Annotated in this window: 20 protein-coding genes; 13 read left to right on the top strand and 7 right to left on the bottom strand. The window is 71.2% G+C overall.

Annotation, left to right across the window (positions count from 1 at the left end; genetic code table 11):
- The first annotated feature begins 44 nt into the window (after nucleotides 1-44).
- A complete protein-coding gene (locus IEQ44_RS00725) occupies nucleotides 45-194 on the top strand; it encodes a hypothetical protein (protein WP_193636509.1) in 150 nt (49 codons plus the stop codon).
- Between the two features lie 192 nt (nucleotides 195-386).
- On the opposite strand, the gene IEQ44_RS00720 is transcribed toward IEQ44_RS00725, so the two are convergent.
- The gene (locus tag IEQ44_RS00720) at nucleotides 387-1,499 is read right to left on the bottom strand and encodes a glycosyltransferase family 4 protein (RefSeq protein WP_193636508.1); all 1,113 of its coding nucleotides are present in this window, start codon (nucleotides 1,497-1,499) and stop codon (nucleotides 387-389) included.
- A gap of 123 nt (nucleotides 1,500-1,622) precedes the next feature.
- Here IEQ44_RS00720 and IEQ44_RS00715 point away from each other — a divergent pair, with 123 nt between their 5' ends.
- Both IEQ44_RS00715 and pgfA read left to right on the top strand, forming a co-directional pair.
- Nucleotides 1,623-2,384: a class I SAM-dependent methyltransferase gene (locus IEQ44_RS00715; RefSeq protein ID WP_319804394.1), complete on the top strand. Its 762-nt coding sequence runs from the start codon at nucleotides 1,623-1,625 to the stop codon at nucleotides 2,382-2,384.
- A 117-nt stretch (nucleotides 2,385-2,501) separates the two neighbouring features.
- Entirely contained in the window at nucleotides 2,502-3,470 is a 969-nt protein-coding gene (pgfA, locus tag IEQ44_RS00710) for a cell envelope lipid trafficking protein PgfA (protein WP_319804393.1), read from the top strand.
- 82 nt (nucleotides 3,471-3,552) lie between these two features.
- Here the strand turns inward: pgfA and IEQ44_RS00705 are convergent, their stop codons facing one another.
- Nucleotides 3,553-4,422, bottom strand: a complete 870-nt coding sequence (locus IEQ44_RS00705) for a class I SAM-dependent methyltransferase (protein ID WP_319804392.1) — start codon at nucleotides 4,420-4,422, stop codon at nucleotides 3,553-3,555.
- A gap of 32 nt (nucleotides 4,423-4,454) precedes the next feature.
- Here IEQ44_RS00705 and IEQ44_RS00700 point away from each other — a divergent pair, with 32 nt between their 5' ends.
- The 3 genes from IEQ44_RS00700 (at nucleotide 4,455) to coaE (ending at nucleotide 7,727) form a co-directional block, all read left to right on the top strand.
- The gene (locus tag IEQ44_RS00700) at nucleotides 4,455-5,330 is read left to right on the top strand and encodes a phosphotransferase family protein (protein WP_193636506.1); all 876 of its coding nucleotides are present in this window, start codon (nucleotides 4,455-4,457) and stop codon (nucleotides 5,328-5,330) included.
- Nucleotides 5,331-5,516: 186 nt separating this feature from the next.
- Nucleotides 5,517-6,992 (top strand): 30S ribosomal protein S1, encoded by a 1,476-nt coding sequence (rpsA, locus tag IEQ44_RS00695; RefSeq protein ID WP_193636505.1) that lies wholly within the window; start codon nucleotides 5,517-5,519, stop codon nucleotides 6,990-6,992.
- Nucleotides 6,993-7,118: 126 nt separating this feature from the next.
- Nucleotides 7,119-7,727, top strand: coding sequence for a dephospho-CoA kinase (gene coaE / locus IEQ44_RS00690; protein ID WP_193636504.1), 609 nt, complete (start codon nucleotides 7,119-7,121; stop codon nucleotides 7,725-7,727).
- Nucleotides 7,728-7,773: 46 nt separating this feature from the next.
- Here coaE and IEQ44_RS00685 read toward each other — a convergent pair whose 3' ends face one another.
- Both IEQ44_RS00685 and IEQ44_RS00680 read right to left on the bottom strand, forming a co-directional pair.
- Nucleotides 7,774-8,772: a sigma-70 family RNA polymerase sigma factor gene (locus tag IEQ44_RS00685; protein ID WP_193636503.1), complete on the bottom strand. Its 999-nt coding sequence runs from the start codon at nucleotides 8,770-8,772 to the stop codon at nucleotides 7,774-7,776.
- Nucleotides 8,773-8,968: 196 nt separating this feature from the next.
- Nucleotides 8,969-11,137: a S9 family peptidase gene (locus tag IEQ44_RS00680; protein WP_193636502.1), complete on the bottom strand. Its 2,169-nt coding sequence runs from the start codon at nucleotides 11,135-11,137 to the stop codon at nucleotides 8,969-8,971.
- Here IEQ44_RS00680 and IEQ44_RS00675 point away from each other — a divergent pair.
- Genes IEQ44_RS00675 through IEQ44_RS00665 form a run of 3 tightly spaced genes read left to right on the top strand, consistent with a single transcriptional unit; the run spans nucleotide 11,136 to nucleotide 13,405 of the window.
- Nucleotides 11,136-11,888: a 5-oxoprolinase subunit PxpA gene (locus IEQ44_RS00675; RefSeq protein ID WP_193636501.1), complete on the top strand. Its 753-nt coding sequence runs from the start codon at nucleotides 11,136-11,138 to the stop codon at nucleotides 11,886-11,888. The two genes, IEQ44_RS00680 and IEQ44_RS00675, sit on opposite strands and share 2 nt — an antisense overlap.
- Nucleotides 11,889-11,906: 18 nt before the next feature.
- Nucleotides 11,907-12,569, top strand: coding sequence for a 5-oxoprolinase subunit B family protein (locus IEQ44_RS00670; RefSeq protein WP_227486650.1), 663 nt, complete (start codon nucleotides 11,907-11,909; stop codon nucleotides 12,567-12,569).
- A complete protein-coding gene (locus tag IEQ44_RS00665) occupies nucleotides 12,566-13,405 on the top strand; it encodes a 5-oxoprolinase subunit C family protein (RefSeq protein WP_193636500.1) in 840 nt (279 codons plus the stop codon). The genes IEQ44_RS00670 and IEQ44_RS00665 overlap by 4 nt, the downstream gene beginning before the upstream one ends.
- Nucleotides 13,406-13,441: 36 nt before the next feature.
- On the opposite strand, the gene IEQ44_RS00660 is transcribed toward IEQ44_RS00665, so the two are convergent.
- Together IEQ44_RS00660 and IEQ44_RS00655 are read right to left on the bottom strand one after the other, a co-directional pair.
- Nucleotides 13,442-14,788: a DNA polymerase IV gene (locus IEQ44_RS00660; RefSeq protein WP_193636714.1), complete on the bottom strand. Its 1,347-nt coding sequence runs from the start codon at nucleotides 14,786-14,788 to the stop codon at nucleotides 13,442-13,444.
- Nucleotides 14,789-14,986: 198 nt separating this feature from the next.
- Complete coding sequence (locus tag IEQ44_RS00655) at nucleotides 14,987-15,172, bottom strand: hypothetical protein (protein WP_193636499.1); 186 nt, start codon at nucleotides 15,170-15,172, stop codon at nucleotides 14,987-14,989.
- On the opposite strand from IEQ44_RS00655, the gene IEQ44_RS00650 reads away from it, so the two are divergent.
- The gene (locus tag IEQ44_RS00650) at nucleotides 15,128-15,895 is read left to right on the top strand and encodes a DUF4192 domain-containing protein (protein ID WP_193636713.1); all 768 of its coding nucleotides are present in this window, start codon (nucleotides 15,128-15,130) and stop codon (nucleotides 15,893-15,895) included. The genes IEQ44_RS00655 and IEQ44_RS00650 overlap by 45 nt on opposite strands.
- Before the next feature lie 117 nt (nucleotides 15,896-16,012).
- Nucleotides 16,013-17,476, top strand: coding sequence for a glutamate-cysteine ligase family protein (locus IEQ44_RS00645; RefSeq protein ID WP_193636498.1), 1,464 nt, complete (start codon nucleotides 16,013-16,015; stop codon nucleotides 17,474-17,476).
- Between the two features lie 3 nt (nucleotides 17,477-17,479).
- Here IEQ44_RS00645 and IEQ44_RS00640 read toward each other — a convergent pair whose 3' ends face one another.
- A complete protein-coding gene (locus IEQ44_RS00640; protein ID WP_193636497.1) occupies nucleotides 17,480-17,929 on the bottom strand; it encodes a hypothetical protein in 450 nt (149 codons plus the stop codon).
- A 146-nt stretch (nucleotides 17,930-18,075) separates the two neighbouring features.
- Between IEQ44_RS00640 and IEQ44_RS00635 the strand changes: the two genes are divergently transcribed.
- Both IEQ44_RS00635 and IEQ44_RS00630 read left to right on the top strand, forming a co-directional pair.
- A complete protein-coding gene (locus IEQ44_RS00635; RefSeq protein WP_193636496.1) occupies nucleotides 18,076-18,474 on the top strand; it encodes a universal stress protein in 399 nt (132 codons plus the stop codon).
- A gap of 30 nt (nucleotides 18,475-18,504) precedes the next feature.
- The gene (locus tag IEQ44_RS00630; protein WP_193636495.1) at nucleotides 18,505-19,065 is read left to right on the top strand and encodes an HhH-GPD-type base excision DNA repair protein; all 561 of its coding nucleotides are present in this window, start codon (nucleotides 18,505-18,507) and stop codon (nucleotides 19,063-19,065) included.
- Nucleotides 19,066-19,160: the final 95 nt, after the last annotated feature.

The following is a 19,160-nucleotide window of genomic DNA, read 5'->3' as shown; positions in this document are numbered from 1 at the left end:
CGTATACTGCTTCGAGACAACCTTTGAGGTCTGGGAGGACTTACATGTTTGGGTTTGGTTGGCTGATCTCGCTTCTGACGGGTGCCATCGCCGCGGTCCTGACGGTCATCATCGCCGTTGCCACCCTGACGGGCGTTGACGCGGACCACGAGGGTCCGAACGCTCCCGGCCAGGGCCAGTACGGCGACGACTGACGCCACGGGCGACACGTCGCCCGACGCTTGACTTCCGAAAACCTCGGACTGCATCGACAGTCCGAGGTTTTCGCGCGCCCTTGGGCGGGATCTCGGCTGGAACCCTCAAGGACCGGGGTCAGGCTGAGGACGAAGCAGGGGCCCTCCGTTCGGAGGGCCCCTGCTTCTGTCGACTGCTGTGTCGTCCGCTGGTCAGGCCACGGTGGCGGGGGTCGTCGAGGGGGTCAGGCAGCCTTCAATGACGGCTGTGGTCGCCTCCCACGTGAACTGCTCGCTCCGCAGCTGTGCCTTCGTGCCCATGCTCTCGCGCAGGGCGTCGTCGGTGAGCAGGCGGCGTACGGCATGGGTGAAGTCGTCCTGGTCGCTGGCGAGCAGACCCGTGACGCCGTCGAGGATGGACTCGCGGACGCCGCCAGCCGAGCTGTAGGCCACTGAGGGGACGCCGACATGGGCGGCCTCGATGATGGACAGCCCCCACCCCTCCTTCAGCGACGGCATCACGTGCACCCAGGCCCGCGACAGCTCCACGAACTTGGTCGTGTCGTCGACGAACCCCAGGAGCCGCACCCTGTCCTGGAGGCCCAGGTCGGCGACCATCTGGCGCAGCTCGTCGGCCCACCACCCGTCGCCCATCACCGTGAGCGTCGCGTCGGGGATCTCGTCGCGCAGGCTGTCGAGCGTGCGCACTGCGTGCTCGATCTGCTTGTGCGGCACCAGCCTGCTCAGGGCGACCATGCTGGGGTGGGAGTCCCGCGGCGGCGCCGCGAACTCGGGCACCGGCGGCACGCCGTTGTAGGCGATGCGGATGCGGTTCTCGTCCACCCCCAGGGCCACGAGCTCGGAGGCGGTCACCTGGCTGACGGCCACGTAGTCGTTGTGCCGGTTGACGAAGGGGGCGACGCGTGACTCCATGAACCAGCCGATCCGGGCGAGCACCGGCCCCACGACTGGCCACTGCTCGCGGTGCACGTGGTGCACGAGCACCGTGACCTTGGCGCGGCTGAAGAGGCGGGCCAGGAAGGGCATCCCGTTCTGCACCTCGATCACGTGGTCGACGTGACCCAGCCGGCGGGTCGCCAGGTAGAGCGCCGCCCACAGGTAGACCGTCATGTGCTTGCCGACGCGGACGTAGCGGACGCCCTCGACGACCTCGTCCTTGGCGCTGCCGGGGTAGCGCGCGGTCAGGGTGGTCACCCGGTGACCCGCGGCGGCGAGCCGGGTGGCCACCTGGCGGAGGTACGTCTCGGACCCCCCGCCCTCGGGGTGCCAGGCGTCGCGCCAGTTCAGGATGACGACATGGCTCATGCTCGGGTCCTCCTCGCTGCCGCCGACGTGCGAGGACGCCGCGGTCCGGCAGTAGTGGTTCGCATCGTGAACACCACCCGGTCTCCCTCCCGGTGCTGATTACCGGAGGGTAGCATCCGCGCTGTGAGCCATTCCACACCCACGATGACCTCCTCGCCCGACCTGTCGGGCGACGACTGGCGACGGTCGGTGAAGCTCTTCCGGTCATTCCTGACCGAGCAGACCGATCCCGAAGGATTCTACGGGCTCATCGCCGACGACACGTTGGCTTTGATGCGTCCGCACGTCGACCTCGCCGGCAAGACCATCGCCGACTTCGGGGGAGCGGCGGGCTTCTACTCCGACGCCTTCACCCGGGCCGGTGCCACGTCGGTGGTCGTCGACCTCGACCACACCGAGATCGTGGCCCACGGCGTGAAGCACCCGCTCTCGGTGGTGGCCCGGGCCGAGCAGTCCCCCCTGCGTGACGAGTCGGTGGACATCGGCTTCTCCAGCAACATGCTGGAGCACGTGCCCGACCTGGCGTCCGTCGCCGACCAGGTCGCCAGGGTGGTCAAGCCGGGTGGGCTCGTCGTCCTGTCGTACACCGCCTGGTACGGGCCGTGGGGTGGGCACGAGACCTCACCGTGGCACCTCCTGGGTGGCCACCGCGCGGCTCGTCGTTACGAGCGCAAGCACGGGCGTCCCCCGAAGAACGTCTTCGGGGAGAGCATGTACGCGGCCACGGTGGCCGAAGGCATGAGGTGGGCGCGCTCACGCGACGACCTCGTCCTGGTGGAGGAGCGCCCGCGCTACCTGCCCCCGGCGAGCAAGCACCTCCTCAAGGTTCCGGGGGTCCGCGAGGTCCTCACCTGGAACCTGTGGCAGGTCCTCCGCAAGAAGTGATCAGGCACATGTTCTGATCTGTCCGAACCGTTCAGCGCAGCCCCCCGATCCCGGAGGAGTTTGTGGGCTGCGTCACCGTTTCGTCTACCGACTGGTAGCGTGCGGCTACTTATTGGCATGGGAATGTCTGGAGGGAGCACGCAAGTGCGAGGAAAGTTGGGCCCGATCCTCTCGGGTATTGGTGGATTCCTGTTGGTGATCGGAATCCTGTTGAACGTCTACGCGTACCCGAAGCTGGCGACCGCCCCGATGGACCAGGACAGCATCTCGAAGCTGTTCGGCCCGGACGCGACCGTCTTCGACACGGACCCGTCGTCGCTGAAGGAGATCCAGACCGACCTGACCACGACCGCCCAGACCCTGGGTGACGTGGAGGCTGCGGAGGAGGCCGGCGACAACATTCGCGTCTGGGTCAACTCGACCTCCACCAAGTCGGCGGACGGCGTCGTGCGTTCGCGCAGCGTCGAGCGGGTCGCCTTCGACGGCTTCACCGGCGAGGCCGTCAACTGCTGCAACGCCTTCTCCGAGACCACCCAGGGCCAGCCCGAGTCGGTCACCTTCGAGGGCCAGGTCTTCAAGTTCCCGTTCCAGACGGAGAAGAAGACCTACAAGTGGTGGGACGGCACCCTCAAGCGCGCCATCGACGCCAAGTACGAGCGCGAGGAGACCCTCGAGGGTCTCAACACCTACGTGTTCGTCCAGACCATCGAGCCCGAGGTCTGGACCCAGCAGGAGGTCCCGGCTGACGTCGTCGGCGAGAGCGGCGACGGCGCCGTGACCGCCGACCGCACCTACGGCAACGTCCGTACCTTCTGGGTGGAGCCCGAGACCGGCGTCGTGATCAAGCGCGTCGAGCAGCAGTGGGCAGCCCTCCAGATCGACGGCGAGGACCGCACCACGCTCACCGACGTCGAGACCGCCTTCACCGACGAGACCGTGCAGGCCAACATCGACGACTACGGCCCGAAGTCGAGCCAGCTGAAGCTCATCCGTTCGACGCTGCCGCTGGTGCTGGGGATTGGTGGCCTCGTGCTGCTGATCGTCGGGTTCCTGTTGCACCGCCGCTCGCAGTCGGCTCGCGCCTGACGCGCGACCTGACGTCCCGGAGCCCGGGCGGACCGCATGGTCCGCCCGGGCTCTGGCATTTCCGGGTGCTCCGGTGAGCCGGTCAGGGGAGCAGGTCCGCCACGAAGAGCGCCGTCCCCGGCGTCAGGCGTCCGCGGGTGGCCGACCAGCCACCCCACACGCGTTCGTGGCCCTCGGGCCACTCCGGCTCCAGCAGGTCGACGAGGTGGAAGCGGTGCTGGGCCAGCAGGCCCACCCAGTCGCCGAGGGTGCGGTGGTGCTCCACGTAGGTGACCGTGCCCGTCCCCGGGTCGGTCTCCACGTAGGGGGTGCGGTCCCAGTAGGACTGGCTCGCGACCAGCCCGTCGGGGCCGGGGTCGTCGGGGAACGACCACCGCGTGGGGTGGGTGATGGAGAACGCGAACCGCCCGCCGGGGCGCAGGACGCGCGCCACCTCGGCCACGGCCAGGTCCAGGTCGGCCACGAACTGCAGGGCGCCGAAGGAGGAGAAGACCACGTCGAAGGTGGCGTCGCGGAAGGGAAGGGCGGTGGCGGTCGCCTGCGTCGAGGGCACCTGCACCGCGGTCTCCTCGTCGATGCGCCGCGAGTGCTGCAGCTGCCGCAGGGACAGGTCGACCCCGATGCCGGTCCCGCCGCGGTGGGTCACCCACCGGGAGCACTGGCCCGCGCCGCTGCCGACCTCGAGCACCCGGCGTCCCGCCACCTCGCCGAGGGCGCCTGCCGCGGCCTCCGTGAGCCCCTCGGGGCCCCACACGAAGCCGATGTCGCCGAGGAACTCTCCGTGGGTGGCCTGGTACTCGTCGGCGTAGCGGTCCCACTCGGGCCCGTTGGCGCGGCGCGACTCGTCCTCGCTGACGGCGCGCCGGTCCACCTCGACCGACTGGGGGAGGTGGTCCGCCGGTGCGGGGGGACGGGCAACGCCGTCCATGGGTCCAGGAGTCTGCTGTGGCACGCCGTGAGTCTATGAAGTGGCACCATGGGCGGGTGGAGACGCTGTGGGAGCCGCTGCCGGGAGGCTGGTCGCAGGAGAGCTTCCTGACGGGCGTCGGTGACGACCTCTCGGTGGTGCGCATCTGTGCGCGTCCCGGGCCTCGCGGCGCGGCCGTGGCGCAGGTCGACGCCTCGCTGATGCATCTTGTACGAGGCTTGGTGCCGGTCCCCGAGGTGCTGGAGGTGCGCGCGGCCGTGGCCGACGCGCCGGCCCTGTTGGTGACCCGCTACGTGCCCGGCATCCGGGGTGAGGTGGTGCTGCGTGAGGGCAGTGCCGAGCAGCGCCGAGCGCTCGGCCTCCAGCTCGGCCGGGTCGCCGGCACGTTGGCCGGCCTGGCGACCTTGCGACCCGGCCACTTCGTCGACGAGGACCTGCGCATCGGTGGGGAGCGGGGGGACGACCTCCTCGCACACGTCGAGGAGAGGTTGCCACTCCTGCGCGGGTTCGACCGGGCGTCGGCCGATCGGCTCCGCGCTCTGGCCCGAGCGGCCCAGGAGGTGCTCGACGAGGTGGGTCGCAGCTGCGTCGTGCATGGTGACCTGCACCCCCGCAACGTCGTGCTCGACCCTGACACGCGCGACGTGCGGGCCGTGGTCGACTGGGAGCACGCCCACAGCGGGTTCCCGCACGCCGACCTGGGTGCTCTGCTCCGGTTCGACCGCGCACCCGGCTGGGTGGAGGCGGTCCTGTCGGGCTGGTCCGCGGTCCGGGGTGAGGAGCCAGGTCTGGCGCTGGAGAGGGCGCGAACGGCCGACCTGGTGGCACTGGTGGACCTGGCTGCGCGGCCGGCGGGAAACCTGGTCGTGGATCTCGCGCACTGCTTCCTCGGGGAGATCGTGCGCACCGGCGACCTGCACGCCTGGCCCTGAGGGTCGGGGCCGGCCCGGTGCCCGGTTGGACGCTCGACAGTCGCCCTGCGTAGACTGGGTGATTGCGCCAGAGGTCTGCCGCGAGCCCGTACGGAGCGGCTCGCTGCTCACCGTGCCAGTCGGCCGGTCGACCACGGACCTCGAGCGTTCCGCACGACTCCATCCATCCAAGGACAACTCTCCCTCATGACGAGCACCAGCATTCCTCTTCCGGACTACGACGCCCCCCAGGTGGCGATCAACGACATCGGGTCCGAAGAGGACTTCCTCGCCGCGATCGACGCGACGATCAAGTACTTCAACGACGGTGACATCGTCGACGGCACCATCGTGAAGGTCGACCGCGACGAGGTCCTCCTCGACATCGGCTACAAGACCGAGGGCGTCATCCCCTCCCGCGAGCTGTCGATCAAGCATGACGTCGACCCGTCCGAGGTCGTCGCCATCGGCGACAAGGTCGAGGCCCTGGTGCTCCAGAAGGAGGACAAGGAAGGCCGCCTGATCCTCTCCAAGAAGCGCGCCCAGTACGAGCGCGCCTGGGGCACGATCGAGCAGGTCAAGGAGGAGGACGGCGTCGTCGAGGGCACCGTCATCGAGGTCGTCAAGGGTGGTCTCATCCTCGACATCGGCCTGCGCGGCTTCCTGCCCGCCTCGCTGGTGGAGATGCGTCGTGTCCGCGACCTGCAGCCCTACGTGGGTCAGACCCTCGAGGCGAAGATCATCGAGCTCGACAAGAACCGCAACAACGTGGTCCTGTCGCGTCGTGCGTGGCTCGAGCAGACCCAGTCCGAGGTGCGCCACGGCTTCCTGACCCAGCTCCAGAAGGGTCAGATCCGCAAGGGTGTCGTCTCCTCGATCGTCAACTTCGGTGCGTTTGTGGACCTGGGTGGCGTCGACGGTCTCGTCCACGTCTCCGAGCTCTCCTGGAAGCACATCGACCACCCGTCCGAGGTCGTCACCGTCGGTGACGAGGTCACCGTCGAGGTCCTCGACGTGGACATGGACCGCGAGCGTGTCTCCCTGTCGCTGAAGGCGACGCAGGAGGACCCGTGGCAGCACTTCGCCCGCACCCACCAGATCGGTCAGATCGTCCCGGGCAAGGTCACCAAGCTGGTGCCCTTCGGTTCGTTCGTCCGCGTCGAGGAGGGCATCGAGGGCCTGGTGCACATCTCCGAGCTGGCCGAGCGCCACGTGGAGATCCCCGAGCAGGTCGTCCAGGTCAACGACGACGTCATGGTCAAGATCATCGACATCGACCTCGAGCGTCGCCGGATCTCGCTGTCCCTCAAGCAGGCCAACGAGACCTCGGCCGCCGCCGACGTCGACGAGTTCGACCCGACGCTCTACGGCATGACCGCCACCTACGACGAGCAGGGCAACTACGTCTACCCCGACGGCTTCGACCCCGAGACGGGCGAGTGGCTCGAGGGCTACGACGAGCAGCGCGCCAAGTGGGAAGAGGAGTACGCCAAGGCCCACGCTCGCTGGGAGGCCCACGTCAAGCAGCAGGCCGAGGCCAAGAAGGCTGAGGTCGAGGCTGGCGAGGCCACCTCGTACAGCTCCGGCGGCACCGAGACCGCTGAGGTCGAGGAGGTCGGCGGTTCGCTGGCCACCGACGAGGCGCTCCAGGCGCTGCGCGAGAAGCTGACCGGCGGCAACTGAGCCCCGCTCCGCTGAGCACCAGAAGGCCTGCCCGGGTTTCCGGGCAGGCCTTCTGCCTTTCCCAGGGCGTGGCCCCCGGCGGGCCTGCCGGTCTTGCTAGGGTCGCGCCCGGCGAACGAGAGGACCGTGGACGTGGGCGTACGGGTAGGACTGACCGGGGGAGTGGCGTCCGGGAAGAGCACGGTCTCTGCGCGGCTCGCGGAGCTCGGCGCGGTGGTCGTCGACGCCGACCTGCTGGCGCGCGAGGTGGTGGCGCCCGGCACCGACGGGCTCGCTGAGGTGGTGGCCGAGTTCGGCTCCGAGGTGCTGGACGCCGACGGTGCGCTCGACCGCCCGGCGCTGGGCGCCTTGGTCTTCGCCGACGAGTCACGCAGACGGGCCCTGGAGGCGATCATCCATCCCCGGGTCCGGGCCGCCGGTGCGGCGCTGGAGGCGGCCGCCGGCCCGGACGCCGTGGTGGTGCACGACATCCCGTTGCTGGTGGAGACCGGGCAGGCCGCGGCGTTCGACGTGGTCGTGGTGGTCGACGCACCCGTGGAGGAACAGGTGCGCCGCATGGTCGAGGACCGTCGGATGAACCAGGACGACGCTCGCGCCCGCATCGCCGCGCAGGCCACCCGGGAGCAGCGGCTGGCCGTGGCAGACGTCGTCATCGACAACACCGGGACCCTCGAGGAGCTGTACGCCCGCGTCGATGAGGTCTGGACAGCGTTACGGGCCCGCGCTCACGCCTGAGGCGGAACACGGGCCCGGCGCCGGCTGCCCGGGGAGGGAGGGGGGATCAGGCAGCCAGATCGGGGTCGCCGAGGCGACGCAACTTCTGCAGGGCCTCACGCTCGAGCTGTCGCACGCGCTCCGCGGAGATGCCGTGCTTGGCTCCGATGTCGGCCAGCTTGTGCTGACGGCCGTCGCTGAGGCCGTAGCGGGCCCGGACGATGTCGGCCGAACGCTCGTCCAGCTGGTCGACCAGCTCTTCGAGACGGGCGCGTGACTCGGCGTCCAGCACGTCGCCGTCGGGGCTCGGGACCGTCTCCTGGGCCATCAGGTCGCCCAGGGAGGTGTCGCCGGACTCGTCCAGCGGGGTGTCGAGGGAGACGTGGTCGCGACCCCACGACAGCAGGTCGAGCACCCGGTCGACGGACATCCCGAGCTCCTCGGCGATCTCGGTGGGCTCGGGGTCACGGCCGAACTGACGCTCCAGGGTGCGGCGGGCGTTGCCGACCTGGTTCAGCTCCTCGACGACGTGGACGGGAAGGCGCACCACCCGGGCCTGCTGGGCGATGCCGCGGGTGATCGCCTGGCGCACCCACCACGTCGCGTAGGTCGAGAACTTGTAGCCCTTGGCGTAGTCGAACTTCTCCACCGCGCGGATCAGGCCGGTGTTGCCTTCCTGGATGAGGTCCAGCATCGGCATCTGCGCACGACCGTACTTGCGGGCGATCGAGACGACGAGGCGCAGGTTCGCCCGGATGAAGACGTCGACCGCCTTGCGTCCCTCCTCGGCCAGCCAGAGCAGCTCCTCCTCGGTGGCCGACATGGGGGCGCCGCCCTTGCGTCGGCCCACGCGACCCTCGGCGAGGAGGTGCTCAGCCATGAGGCCGGCCTCGATGGTCTTGGAGAGCTCGACCTCGGTCGCCGCGTCCAGCAGCGGGGTGCGGGCAATCTCGTCGAGGTAGAGGCCGACGGAGTCACGACCTTCGATTTCACGTTCCGCACCGTGCGTGCGGGTGGGACGAGTCGCCGGACGGGGTGCCGTCAGAGTCGCCGTACGAGTAGCCATGGTGTGCCTCCTGCTCCGTGACCACTGCTGGCCACACCGTCTCAACGCCCGGGCGGACCGGGAGCATTCCCGGCTCGGGGTTTCCGCCCTCCGTCTGTGTCTCACCCCGTTGGACGAGCGGGAAACCCCGGAAGTTGCCGGAGCAGGGGAATCTCAGGGAGTTTTCAGACCGATGGGGGTCAGGCAGGTCCAATCCTCAGGAACGGTGGGCCAGACCCATCCGGTCCAGGATCCAGGCGAGGGAGAAGGCGCGGTCGCGCCAGGCCTTGTAGCGGCCCGAGACGCCACCGTGCCCGGCGTTCATCTCCGTGCGCAGCAGGAAGTCGCGGCGTCCCACCGCGGTGGCCCGCAGCTTGGCGATCCACTTCGCCGGCTCCACGTAGAGCACGCGGGTGTCGTTGAGCGAGGTCTCGGCGAGGATCGGCGGGTAGTCGACGGCGGCCACGTTGTCGTAGGGCGCGTAGGAGGCCATCAGTGCGTAGACCTCCGGGTCAGCCTCCGGGTTGCCCCACTCGTCGTACTCGCCGATGGTCAGCGGCAGGGTCGAGTCGAGCATGGTGGTCAGCGCGTCCACGAAAGGCACGTTGGCCACGACGCCGGCGAAGAGCTCGGGGGCCTGGTTGACCACGGCGCCCATCAGCAGGCCCCCGGCGCTGCCGCCCTCCGCGACGAGGGTGTCGGGGGAGGACCACCCGGTCTCCACGAGGTGGCGGGCGACGTCGACGAAGTCGTTGAAGGAGTTCGGCTTGTGGGCGAGCTTGCCCTGGTCGTACCAGCGCCGGCCCATCTCGCCGCCGCCCCGCACGTGGGCGATCGCGAAGGCTGCGCCTCGGTCGAGCAACGAGAGGCGCGGCACGGAGAAGTACGGGTCGATCGAGGCCTCGTACGCCCCGTAGCCGTAGAGCAGCGTCGGCAGGGGGCCCCGGCCGCGGGCGTCCTTGCGGCACACGAGCGAGACGGGAACCCGCTCGCCGTCGCGGGCCGTCGCCCAGAGCCGGTGCTCCTCGTAGTCGTCGGCGTCGAAGTCGCCGAGCACGGGCGTACGCCGCAGCAGGCGCAGCTCGCGGGTGGGGACGTCGTAGTCGTAGACCGACGCGGGCACCGCGAGCGAGGTGTAGCCCAGGCGCACCGTGGGCTGGTCGAAGTTCGGGTTCGCGCCCGAGCCGATCGTGTGGACCTCCCGGTCGAACTCGACCAGGTGGTCGTCGCGCACGCCCTGGTCGTCGAGCTCGAGGATGCGCAGCTGGGTGAGCCCGTCGCTGCGCTGGTGCACCACCAGGTGGGTGGCGAAGGCGTCCACGTCCTCGAGCCGGACGGTCGGGTCGTGGGCGATGAGCGTCGACCAGCCCTCCGGGCCGGTGGGTGCGGCCGGCGCCAGGCCCAGCTCGAAGTCGGGTCCCGTCGCGTTGTGGAGCACCAGGAAGACCGAACGACCCCCGACCACGGCGGGTTCGAGGTTGTACTCCAGCCCCTCGGTGCGGGGGTGGAAGACGACGAGCTCGGCGTCGGCGGAGGTGGTGTCGAGGAAGCGCCACTCCGTGGTGGTCTTCGACCCCGAGACCGTGAACACGTAGCGGTCGTCGCGGCTGCGGCCCACGCCCACCCAGAAGCGCGCGTCCGTCTCGTGCAGCACCAGCTCGTCGTCGGACTGCGGGGTGCCGAGGCGGTGGCGCCAGACCTTGTCGGCCCGCCACGCCTCGTCGACCGTGGTGTAGAAGAAGGACTCACTGTCGGGGTGCCAGGTGACGCCACCCAGCACGCCCTCGACGACGTCGTCGAGCAGGCCGTGGTCGGCCAGGCGCTTGACGCGCACCGTGTAGCGCTCGTCCCCCGCGGTGTCGACGGCGTAGGCCAGCAGGGAGTCGTCCAGCGAGATGGCGGACCCGCCGAGGGAGAAGAACTCGTGGCCCTCGGCGAGCTCGTTGAGGTCGAGCAGCACCTCCTCGCCGGGCAGGGCGGGCTGGTCGACCCGCGCCTGCGCGTCGGGCACCGGAGGCGTCCAGTCGTCGGGGTCACTCACCGGCACCCGGCAGCTGGCTCCGTACTCCTTGCCCTCGAAGGTGCGACCGTAGAACCACCAGCCTCGGTTGCGGGTCGGCACGGAGAGGTCGGTCTCCAGGGTGCGGGCCCGGGTCTCCTCGAAGAGCTGCTCGCGCAGGTCGGCCAGGTGGGCGGTCGCCCGGTCGGTCCAGGCGTTCTCCGCCTCGAGGTGGGCGAGGACCTCAGGTGACTCCTTGTCACGCAACCACTCGTAGTCGTCGGTGCGGGTGAGGCCGTGCAGTTCGCGGCTCACCGGGCGACGCTGGGCCACCGGCGGGTGGGCGACGGGCGGCTGGTCGGACGAAGGGGTCGCGGCGTCGGGCATGCGGACCAGCGTACGCACGGGCACGGTCGCCGACGGGCTGGGGACGGGCCACAATGGGGGCGTGGACGTGGACCTCAACGCAGACCTCGGCGAGGAGGTCACCGATGACGACGCCCTGCTCGAGGTCGTCACCAGCGCCAACGTGGCCTGCGGCTACCACGCGGGGTCGCTCGCGATCATGCGCGCGGTCTGCGAGCGCGCCGCAGAGCTGGGGGTGACGGTGGGCGCGCAGGTCTCCTACGCCGACCGGGCGAACTTCGGCCGGGTCGCCCTGGACGTGCCCGAACGGGTGCTGCGCGACCAGGTCGCCGACCAGGTGGGCACGCTCGTGAGCGTGGCGCGCGCGGCCGGGGTGGACGTGCGATACGTCAAGCCGCACGGCGCGCTCTACCACCGCGTCCTCGACGACGAGGAGCAGGCGCGCGCCGTGCTGGACGGCTCCGGTGAGCTGTCCGTGCTCGGCATGGTGCCCGGAGTCCTGGTCGACCTGGCCCGCGATCGGGGCAGGGACGTGCACTCGGAGGCGTTCCCGGACCGGGGCTACACCCCCTCCGGACGACTCCTGGGGCGCGACCAGCCCGGCGCGCTCGTCGCTCCGGCGTCGGCGGTCGCCCGCCGGGCCGTCGAGCTCGCTGCGCAGCCGCACGTCGACTCGCTCTGCCTGCACGGCGACAGCCCGGGGGCAGTCGGGACGGCGCGGCTCGTCCGGCAGGCGCTGGAGGCGGCCGGGTGGTCGCTGCGCGGGCTCTGACCCGTCTAGCATCCAGTCATGACGCCCCGGGAAGCCGCACGGGTGGCCGCACAGGCGGCCCCACGGATGGCCCCACGAACGGCTGAGGTGCTCGCCGTCGGCGGAGAGGCCCACCTGGTGCGGGTCGAGGGCGCCGAGGCGGCCGCGTCGCTGGCGCTCTGGTTGCGCTCGCAGGACCTGCGGTGCACCGAGGTGGTCCCCGCGGCCACGTCGGTGCTGGTCGACGGGACCGCCGACGCCGACCACCTGCGCCGTCTCGTGGAGCAGTGGCAGCCCTCTGGGCTCCGGAGCGCCGACGCACCCCTGGTCGAGGTGCCGGTCAGCTACGACGGCCCGGACCTGTCCGAGGTGGCGCGACGGTGGGGGGTCACGCGCGAGGAGGTGGTGCGGCGCCACACCGGGGTGGAGTTCGTCGCCACCTTCTCCGGCTTCGCCCCGGGCTTCAGCTACCTCAGCGGTCTTCCGTCCGACTGGGCGCTCCCGCGTCGGGACTCGCCCCGGGCCCGGGTGCCGGCGGGCTCGGTGGCACTGGCCGACGTGTGGTGCGGGATCTACCCGACGCCCTCGCCGGGAGGGTGGTGGTTGCTCGGAAGGACCGACGTGGTCGTCTGGGACCTCGCGCGAGAGCAGGGGCCGGCCCTGCTGCCGCCCGGGACGCGCGTCAGGTTCGTGGTCGCGTGAGCCTGCGGGTGCTCGACGCCGGGCTGCTCACCACCGTGCAGGACGCCGGACGGGTCGGCTGGGCCCACCTCGGGGTGCCGCGCGCCGGCTACCTCGACCGTGCCGCCGCCACGTTCGCCAACCGGCTGGTCGGCAACCCCGTCGAGACAGCGCTGCTGGAGACGACCCTCAACGGCGTCGCGGTGCGGCTCGAGCGGGCCCACACCGTCGCCGTGACCGGCGCGCGCTGCGACGTGCGGGCTGACGGGCGGGCCCTGCCGCAGGACGAGCCCGTCACGTTGCGCCGCGGCACCGAGCTCCGCGTGGGGCCCGCGCGCAGCGGCGTCCGGTCGTACGTCGCCCTCGCCGGCGGCCTGGACGTCCCGCCCGTCCTGGGGTCCCGGTCCACGGACACGTTGGCCGGCGTCGGACCTCCACCACTGGTGACGGACGATCGGGTGCCGGTGGGACGACCGCACGCCGCACCAGTGTGGTCCCCCACGTCGGGAAGGGCAGCCCACGAACCCGGTGTGCTCCGTGTCCTGCCCGGACCGCACGTGGACTGGCTGCAGGACCCCGACCGTCTCGACGGGGCTCGGGGACGCGTCGGTGCGGAGTCGAACCGGGTCGGTCTCCGCGTGCTCGGGGCCGACCTCAGGCGGCGGGCAGGGGAGGTGCCGAGCGAGGGCGTGGTGCTCGGGGCGGTCCAGCTGCCCCCGTCGGGGGAGGCGGTGGTCTTCCTCAACGACCACCCCACGACCGGCGGCTATCCCGTCGTGGCGGTCGTGCATCCCGACGACCTCGGTTGGTGCGCCCAGGCCAGGCCGGGCGACGAGGTGGTGCTGCGGCTCTGCTGAGGGCCACCGGGTTCGCGGTTGCGCGTGCGAGCTGGGTCAGGGAGACGGGTTGTCGGCCGGTGAGTCGTCGGACTCCTCGTGGCGACCGGGGTCGAGGAGCACGAGCGCAGGGTCGTCCACCGCGAAGGAGCGGACCGGCCCGGGACCGGTCTCGGCCGTCTCGAAGCGGACCGTGACCACGCCGCGTCCCGAGCCCCACACCCAGCCGGGTCCGTGCTCGCTGTGCACCACGTCGGCGCCCGGCGCCCAGGCGGGTCGTCGCGACGTCTCGGCCAGGGGGAGTTCGGTGAGCGGCTCCTCTTCGTCGTGCTCGTCGCCGAAGAGGCTCTCCTGGATCCAGTCGGCCAACCCGGAGACGCCGACCCCGAGCAGCCGCACCCCGCCCGTCGTGTCGACCTCGCCGAGGAGTGCGCGAGCGGTCCGGGCGATCACCTGGGGGTGGTCCGTCGGGGCGTCGAGCGTCTGCGACCGGCTAGAGGTGGTGAAGTCGTGGAGCCGCACCTTGATCGTCACGGTGCGACCTGACTGGCGAGCCTTCGCCAGCCGTCGGGCCACGGTGGCGGCCTGTCGGGTCAGCAGGCCTTCCATCGTGGTGCGGTCGGTGACGTCCTCGGCGTAGGTGTCCTCCACCGAGATCGATTTGGCCTCGCGCTCGGCCACGACCGGGCGGTCGTCCAGCCCGTGGGCGAGGCGGTGCAGACCGTGGCCGTGGGCCTTCCCGAGCAGGCGGACGACCTCGGCCTCACTGGCCTGCTCCAGGTCGGCGACGGTGCGGAACCCGGAGGCGCGCAGGCGCTCCGCGGTGGCCGGTCCGACGCCAGGGATCACGGCCACGGGCATCGGACGCAGCAGGTCCTGCTCGGTGCCCGGCGCGACGACGGTGAGGCCGTCGGGCTTGTCGAGGTCGCTGGCGATCTTTGCCATGAACTTCGAGGTGGCCACGCCCACGGTGGCGGTGAGTCCGCCGGTCGCCTCCTGCACTGCCGCCCGCAGGTCGCGGGCCACGGCGGTGACGGTCTCGACGCCGAGGTCCGGCAGGTCGGCGGCGGCCAGGTCGACGAAGGCCTCGTCGAGGGAGAGCGGCTCGACCAGGGGTGAGAGGTCGCGCAGCACGGCCATCACCTGCCGGCTCGCCGTGCGGTAGGCATGGAACCGTCCGGAGAGGAAGGCGGCGTGGGGACACCGTGCCCGAGCCTCCCGCGTCGACATGGCCGAGCGGACCCCGAAGACGCGAGCCTCGTAGGAGGCCGTCGCGACCACCCCGCGGCCGCCCACCCCTCCGACGACGACCGGCCGACCACGCAGCGACGGCTTGTCGCGCTGCTCGACGGCGGCGAAGAAGGCATCGAGGTCCAGGTGGAGCACCGAGGCCTCACGGCGCACCGCGACCACCTCGGGGGAGTGGGGGCGACGGCATGCTCCCATTCTGTACGGGAGGGCGACCAGGGCGAGGGACCGGGCGAGTCGGGCGCGGCAGCCGCAGTGCGTCCCCAGGCCACGGACCCGTCCACAGGTCCGTGAGCGGCGGCCCCGGCCGGCTCTGCCGTCGGCAGTCTCGCTCCATGACCTCACCCACCTCCCTCACCGTCCGTACGCCCGCCGACCTGCTCGCCTGCGTCCCGCTCGTCCTGGGCTTCCTGCCCGAGGAGTCGGCCGTGGTGCTCTCGCTGCCACCCGGGGGCGGGACCCCATGCGAGGGCGGACGTCGACGACCAGACCGACCTGGTCGAGCTGGGCCGCTCCCTGGTGACCCCGGTGCTGCAACACGGAGTCTCTCGCGTGGCCGTCGTCGTCTACGGCGAGCTCGGCCGCGCCGGCACGGTGGCCCGACACCTCGAGGAGGCGTTCTGGGCCTCCGACGTGGAGGTGGCCGCGGTGCTGGCGGCCGACGGGGCTCGGTGGGTGTCGCTGGTCCCGGAGACCAGTGACCCACGCGAGTACGACCCGTGGACGCATCCCTTCGTGGCGGAGGCGGTGGTGCGCGGGCAGGTGGTGCTTCCCTCGCGGCACGCCGTGCGGTCGTTGCTGGACGTGGACCCTGGTCTGGAGGCCGAGGTGGCGGCCCACCGGCGGTCGGTGGGACGGGGTGATGGCGAAGTCGGCGACGAGACGCCCGCGACGACCGTGCGGCGCACCATGGAGCGGCACCTGACGGCCAGGGCCCTGCCCACGGCGCGGGAGGTGGCGGCCCTGCTGGACGCGGTGGCCGACCAGGAGGGTCGCGACGCAGCCTGGGCGTGGGTGGCGCGCCAGGACGCCCGGGTGCACGTCGACCTGTGGCTGCGGGTGGTGCGCGGGTGCCCGCCGCAGGACCGGGCGGCCTGCGCGGCGGTCCTCGCCTTCCACGCCTGGCTCGCCGGGGACGGCGCCCTGGCCTGGTGCGCCGTCGACGCCTCCCAGCAGGCGGCGGGTGACTGTTCGCTCACGCGCCTCGTGGAAGACCTGCTCACCCGGGCGGCTCCACCCACGATGTGGGCGCCGCTGGCCTGACCCTCCGAGCCCGACGAGGGACGAGGGGGCGGCTGCGTCGGGTGGGTCAGGGACCAGGAGTCCGGGGTGTGGTCCGCCACGGTTTCCATGGGCACAGCGGTGGATATCTTCCATCGCATGGGTGAAGAGGTCGATGCGCAAGAGTTCTCCCGGGGCGACCGCACCCGGCACCGTGCCAAGGTGCGTCGCTGTCTGGACGTCTTCGCCCGCATGCTGGGCGAGTCACGCTTCGACACCGAGGACCCGCTCACCGGCATGGAGGTCGAGTTCAACCTCGTCGACGCAGAGGGCGACCCGGCCCTCAAGAACGAGGAGGCTCTCGCAGCCATCGCCGACCCCGACTTCCAGACGGAGCTGGGGCGGTTCAACATCGAGGTCAACGCCGCTCCGGCGTCGTTGCGCGACGGGGGGCTGACCTCGTTCGAGGAGCGCCTCACCGCCACGATCGAACGGGCGGAGAAACGCTCGAGCGAGGTGGACGCGCACCTGGTCATGATCGGGATCCTGCCGACCATCGACGGGGAGCACCTGAGCAGTGAGTCGCTGAGCAGCAACGCTCGCTACCACCTGCTGAGCGACCAGATCCTCGACGCCCGCGGCGAGGACATCGAGATCGACATCGAGGGCCCCGAGCGGCTGCAGGTCACCACCGACACGATCATGCCGGAGGCCGCCTGCACCTCGACGCAGTTCCACGTGCAGACCTCTCCCGAGGAGTTCGCTGCCCACTGGAACGCCAGCCAGGCGGTGGCGGGCGTCCAGGTCGCCCTGGGAGCCAACTCGCCGTTCCTGCTGGGGCGACAGCTGTGGCACGAGACCCGGATCCCGTTGTTCGAGCAGTCGACCGACACTCGCAGCGAGGAGCTGAAGGTGCAGGGAGTGCGCCCCCGTGTCTGGTTCGGGGAACGCTGGATCACGTCGGTCTTCGACCTCTTCGAGGAGAACGTCCGCTACTTCCCTGCTCTGCTCCCGATCGTCGACCCGGAGGATCCCGAGGAGGTCCTCGCCTCCGGCGGGGTGCCCGAGCTCCGCGAGCTGCGACTGCACAATGGCACGATCTACCGCTGGAACCGGCCGATCTACGACGTGGCGGAGGGACGTCCGCACCTGCGGGTGGAGAACCGCGTCCTGGGCGCCGGCCCGAGCGTGGTCGACATGATCGCCAACGCAGCGTTCTACTTCGGGCTGGTCAGGTCACTGGCCGACGCCGATCGTCCGCTCTGGTCGCAGATGTCCTTCAGCGCGGCCGAGGAGAACTTCCACAGCGCGGCGCGCAACGGGATCGGGTCCACCCTCTACTGGCCCGGGTACGGGGAGGTGGGTGCCGCCGAGCTGACGCTGCGCGCCCTGCTGCCGATGGCCCACGAGGGGCTGGCCGCCTGGGGTGTCAGCGCGGCGGAGCGTGACAAGTACCTGGGCATCATCGAGCAACGGTGCGTCACCGGCACGAACGGGGCCTCGTGGTTCATCGACCAGGTCGAGCGCTCCGGGTCCTCCGACCCCGCCACGCTGCGTCGGGTGCTGCGCGACTACCGGGCCCACATGCTGAGCAACCAGCCGGTGCACACCTGGCAGGCGTGAACCTCACGCCCGCAGCCTCTTCCAGCGATGGGTGCATCCCGACGGGACGTGGAGCCACCCGGTCCGCGTCACGACCGCGAACGATGTCGGTAGGTCGAGCTCGCCGCAGGCCGACCACACGGCTGCGAGCCAGGCGTGGTCGCTGGTCCACAGCTCCGGCTCGCCCGAACGGGTCACCCAGAAGTGCGGGGCCGCCACGGTCGGGGTGACGAGGTGGGCGAGTGCCAGCGCCACCTCCAGCCGGAGACCTGCGTCCGGGCTCCCGCGCCCGGGGCCGGAGGGATCAGGGAAGGACGCCGTGCGCCAGGGGTCGTGCTCCTGCCCGGGGGTGCCTGACCACAGTGTGGGGGAGACGTGGCCCCGCGCCTGTCCTTGCTTGAGGTGGAGTGCGGCAGCCCTCAGGCCACTGCGCAGGCAGCGTGGAAGGGCGGTGCTGTCGTCGGTCCGGGGCACGGGTCCACTGTGGCCCAACCACCGTGCGTGACGTGGCGGCTCTCCACAGGGCTGCCCCGGTGCCGGTGGACCGGGTACGGTCGGGGCAGGTCACGTGTGGTCTCCACCCGTCGGCCGGTCGATTCATCCGTCGAGAGAGGCATTCCATGCGCACTGTGGTCGTGGGACACGTGGCAACCGCGGAGGGCGAGGCCGCCCTCACCCGCGCCGTCGAGGAGGCTCGCCTGCGGGAGGCGCGCCTGGTGGTGGTGATCTCGCACCGGGGGGGCAACGAACTCGACGACGCCGAGGCCCAGGAGCTGGAGACCCGGGACGCCGAGCTGGTGGCCCGACTCGAACCCAGCGGGATCGACTTCGAGGTGCGCCGACTGGTGCGTGGCTTCGAGCCGGCCGAGGACCTCATCGGCATCGCCGAGGCGACCGAGGCCGAGCTCATCGTGATCGGACTCCGGCGCCGCAGCCCCGTGGGCAAGCTGCTCCTGGGCAGCAACGCCCAGCGCATCCTCCTCGACGCCCCGTGCGCGGTGCTCGCGGTCAAGGGCTGAGCCCCCGACGCCTGCTGGCATGCTGGACCCATGCCCATCCAGATCTGCCAGGACCCCGCTGCCGACGCCCTGCTGGCCGAGTCTGACTTCGCACTGCTCGTGGGGATGATGCTCGACCAGCAGTACCCCATGGAGCACGCCTTCCGCGGGCCGGCCAAGCTCCGCGAGCGCATGGGTGACTTCTCGGTCGAGGCCGTGGCCCACGCCGACCCCGAGCGCTTCGCGGAGTGGGCCTCCACGACGCCGGCGATCCACCGGTTCCCCGGGTCGATGGCGACCCGGATGCAGGACCTCGCCCGCATCGTCCTGGAGCAGTACGACGGGGAGACCGCGCGGATCTGGACCGAGGCCCGCGACGCGAAGGACCTGATGAAGCGGCTGACCGCGCTGCCGGGGTTCGGTCGGCAGAAGGCCCAGATCTTCGTCGCACTGCTCGCCAAGCAGCGTGACCACCGGCCCGCCGGGTGGGAGGCCGTGGCCGGTGACTACGCACTCGAGGGTCACCGGTCCGTCGCGGACGTCGTCGACGCCGACTCCCTGCAGAAGGTGCGTGACTTCAAGAAGGCCGCCAAGGCTGCTGCTCGCGGCTGACCCGGCTCGTGGCCACGTGCGGTGCCCGGGGCGGTGCGACGCCTCACCGGGCACGTGGCACAATGGCTGACGCGGCTCTTGACGTATCCGGGCTC

The organism is Nocardioides malaquae (assembly GCF_015070385.1).
Lineage (GTDB): Bacteria > Actinomycetota > Actinomycetes > Propionibacteriales > Nocardioidaceae > Nocardioides > Nocardioides malaquae.
The sequence above is the reverse complement of the archived record's forward strand: the minus strand, read 5'-3'. Positions and strand labels throughout refer to the sequence as shown.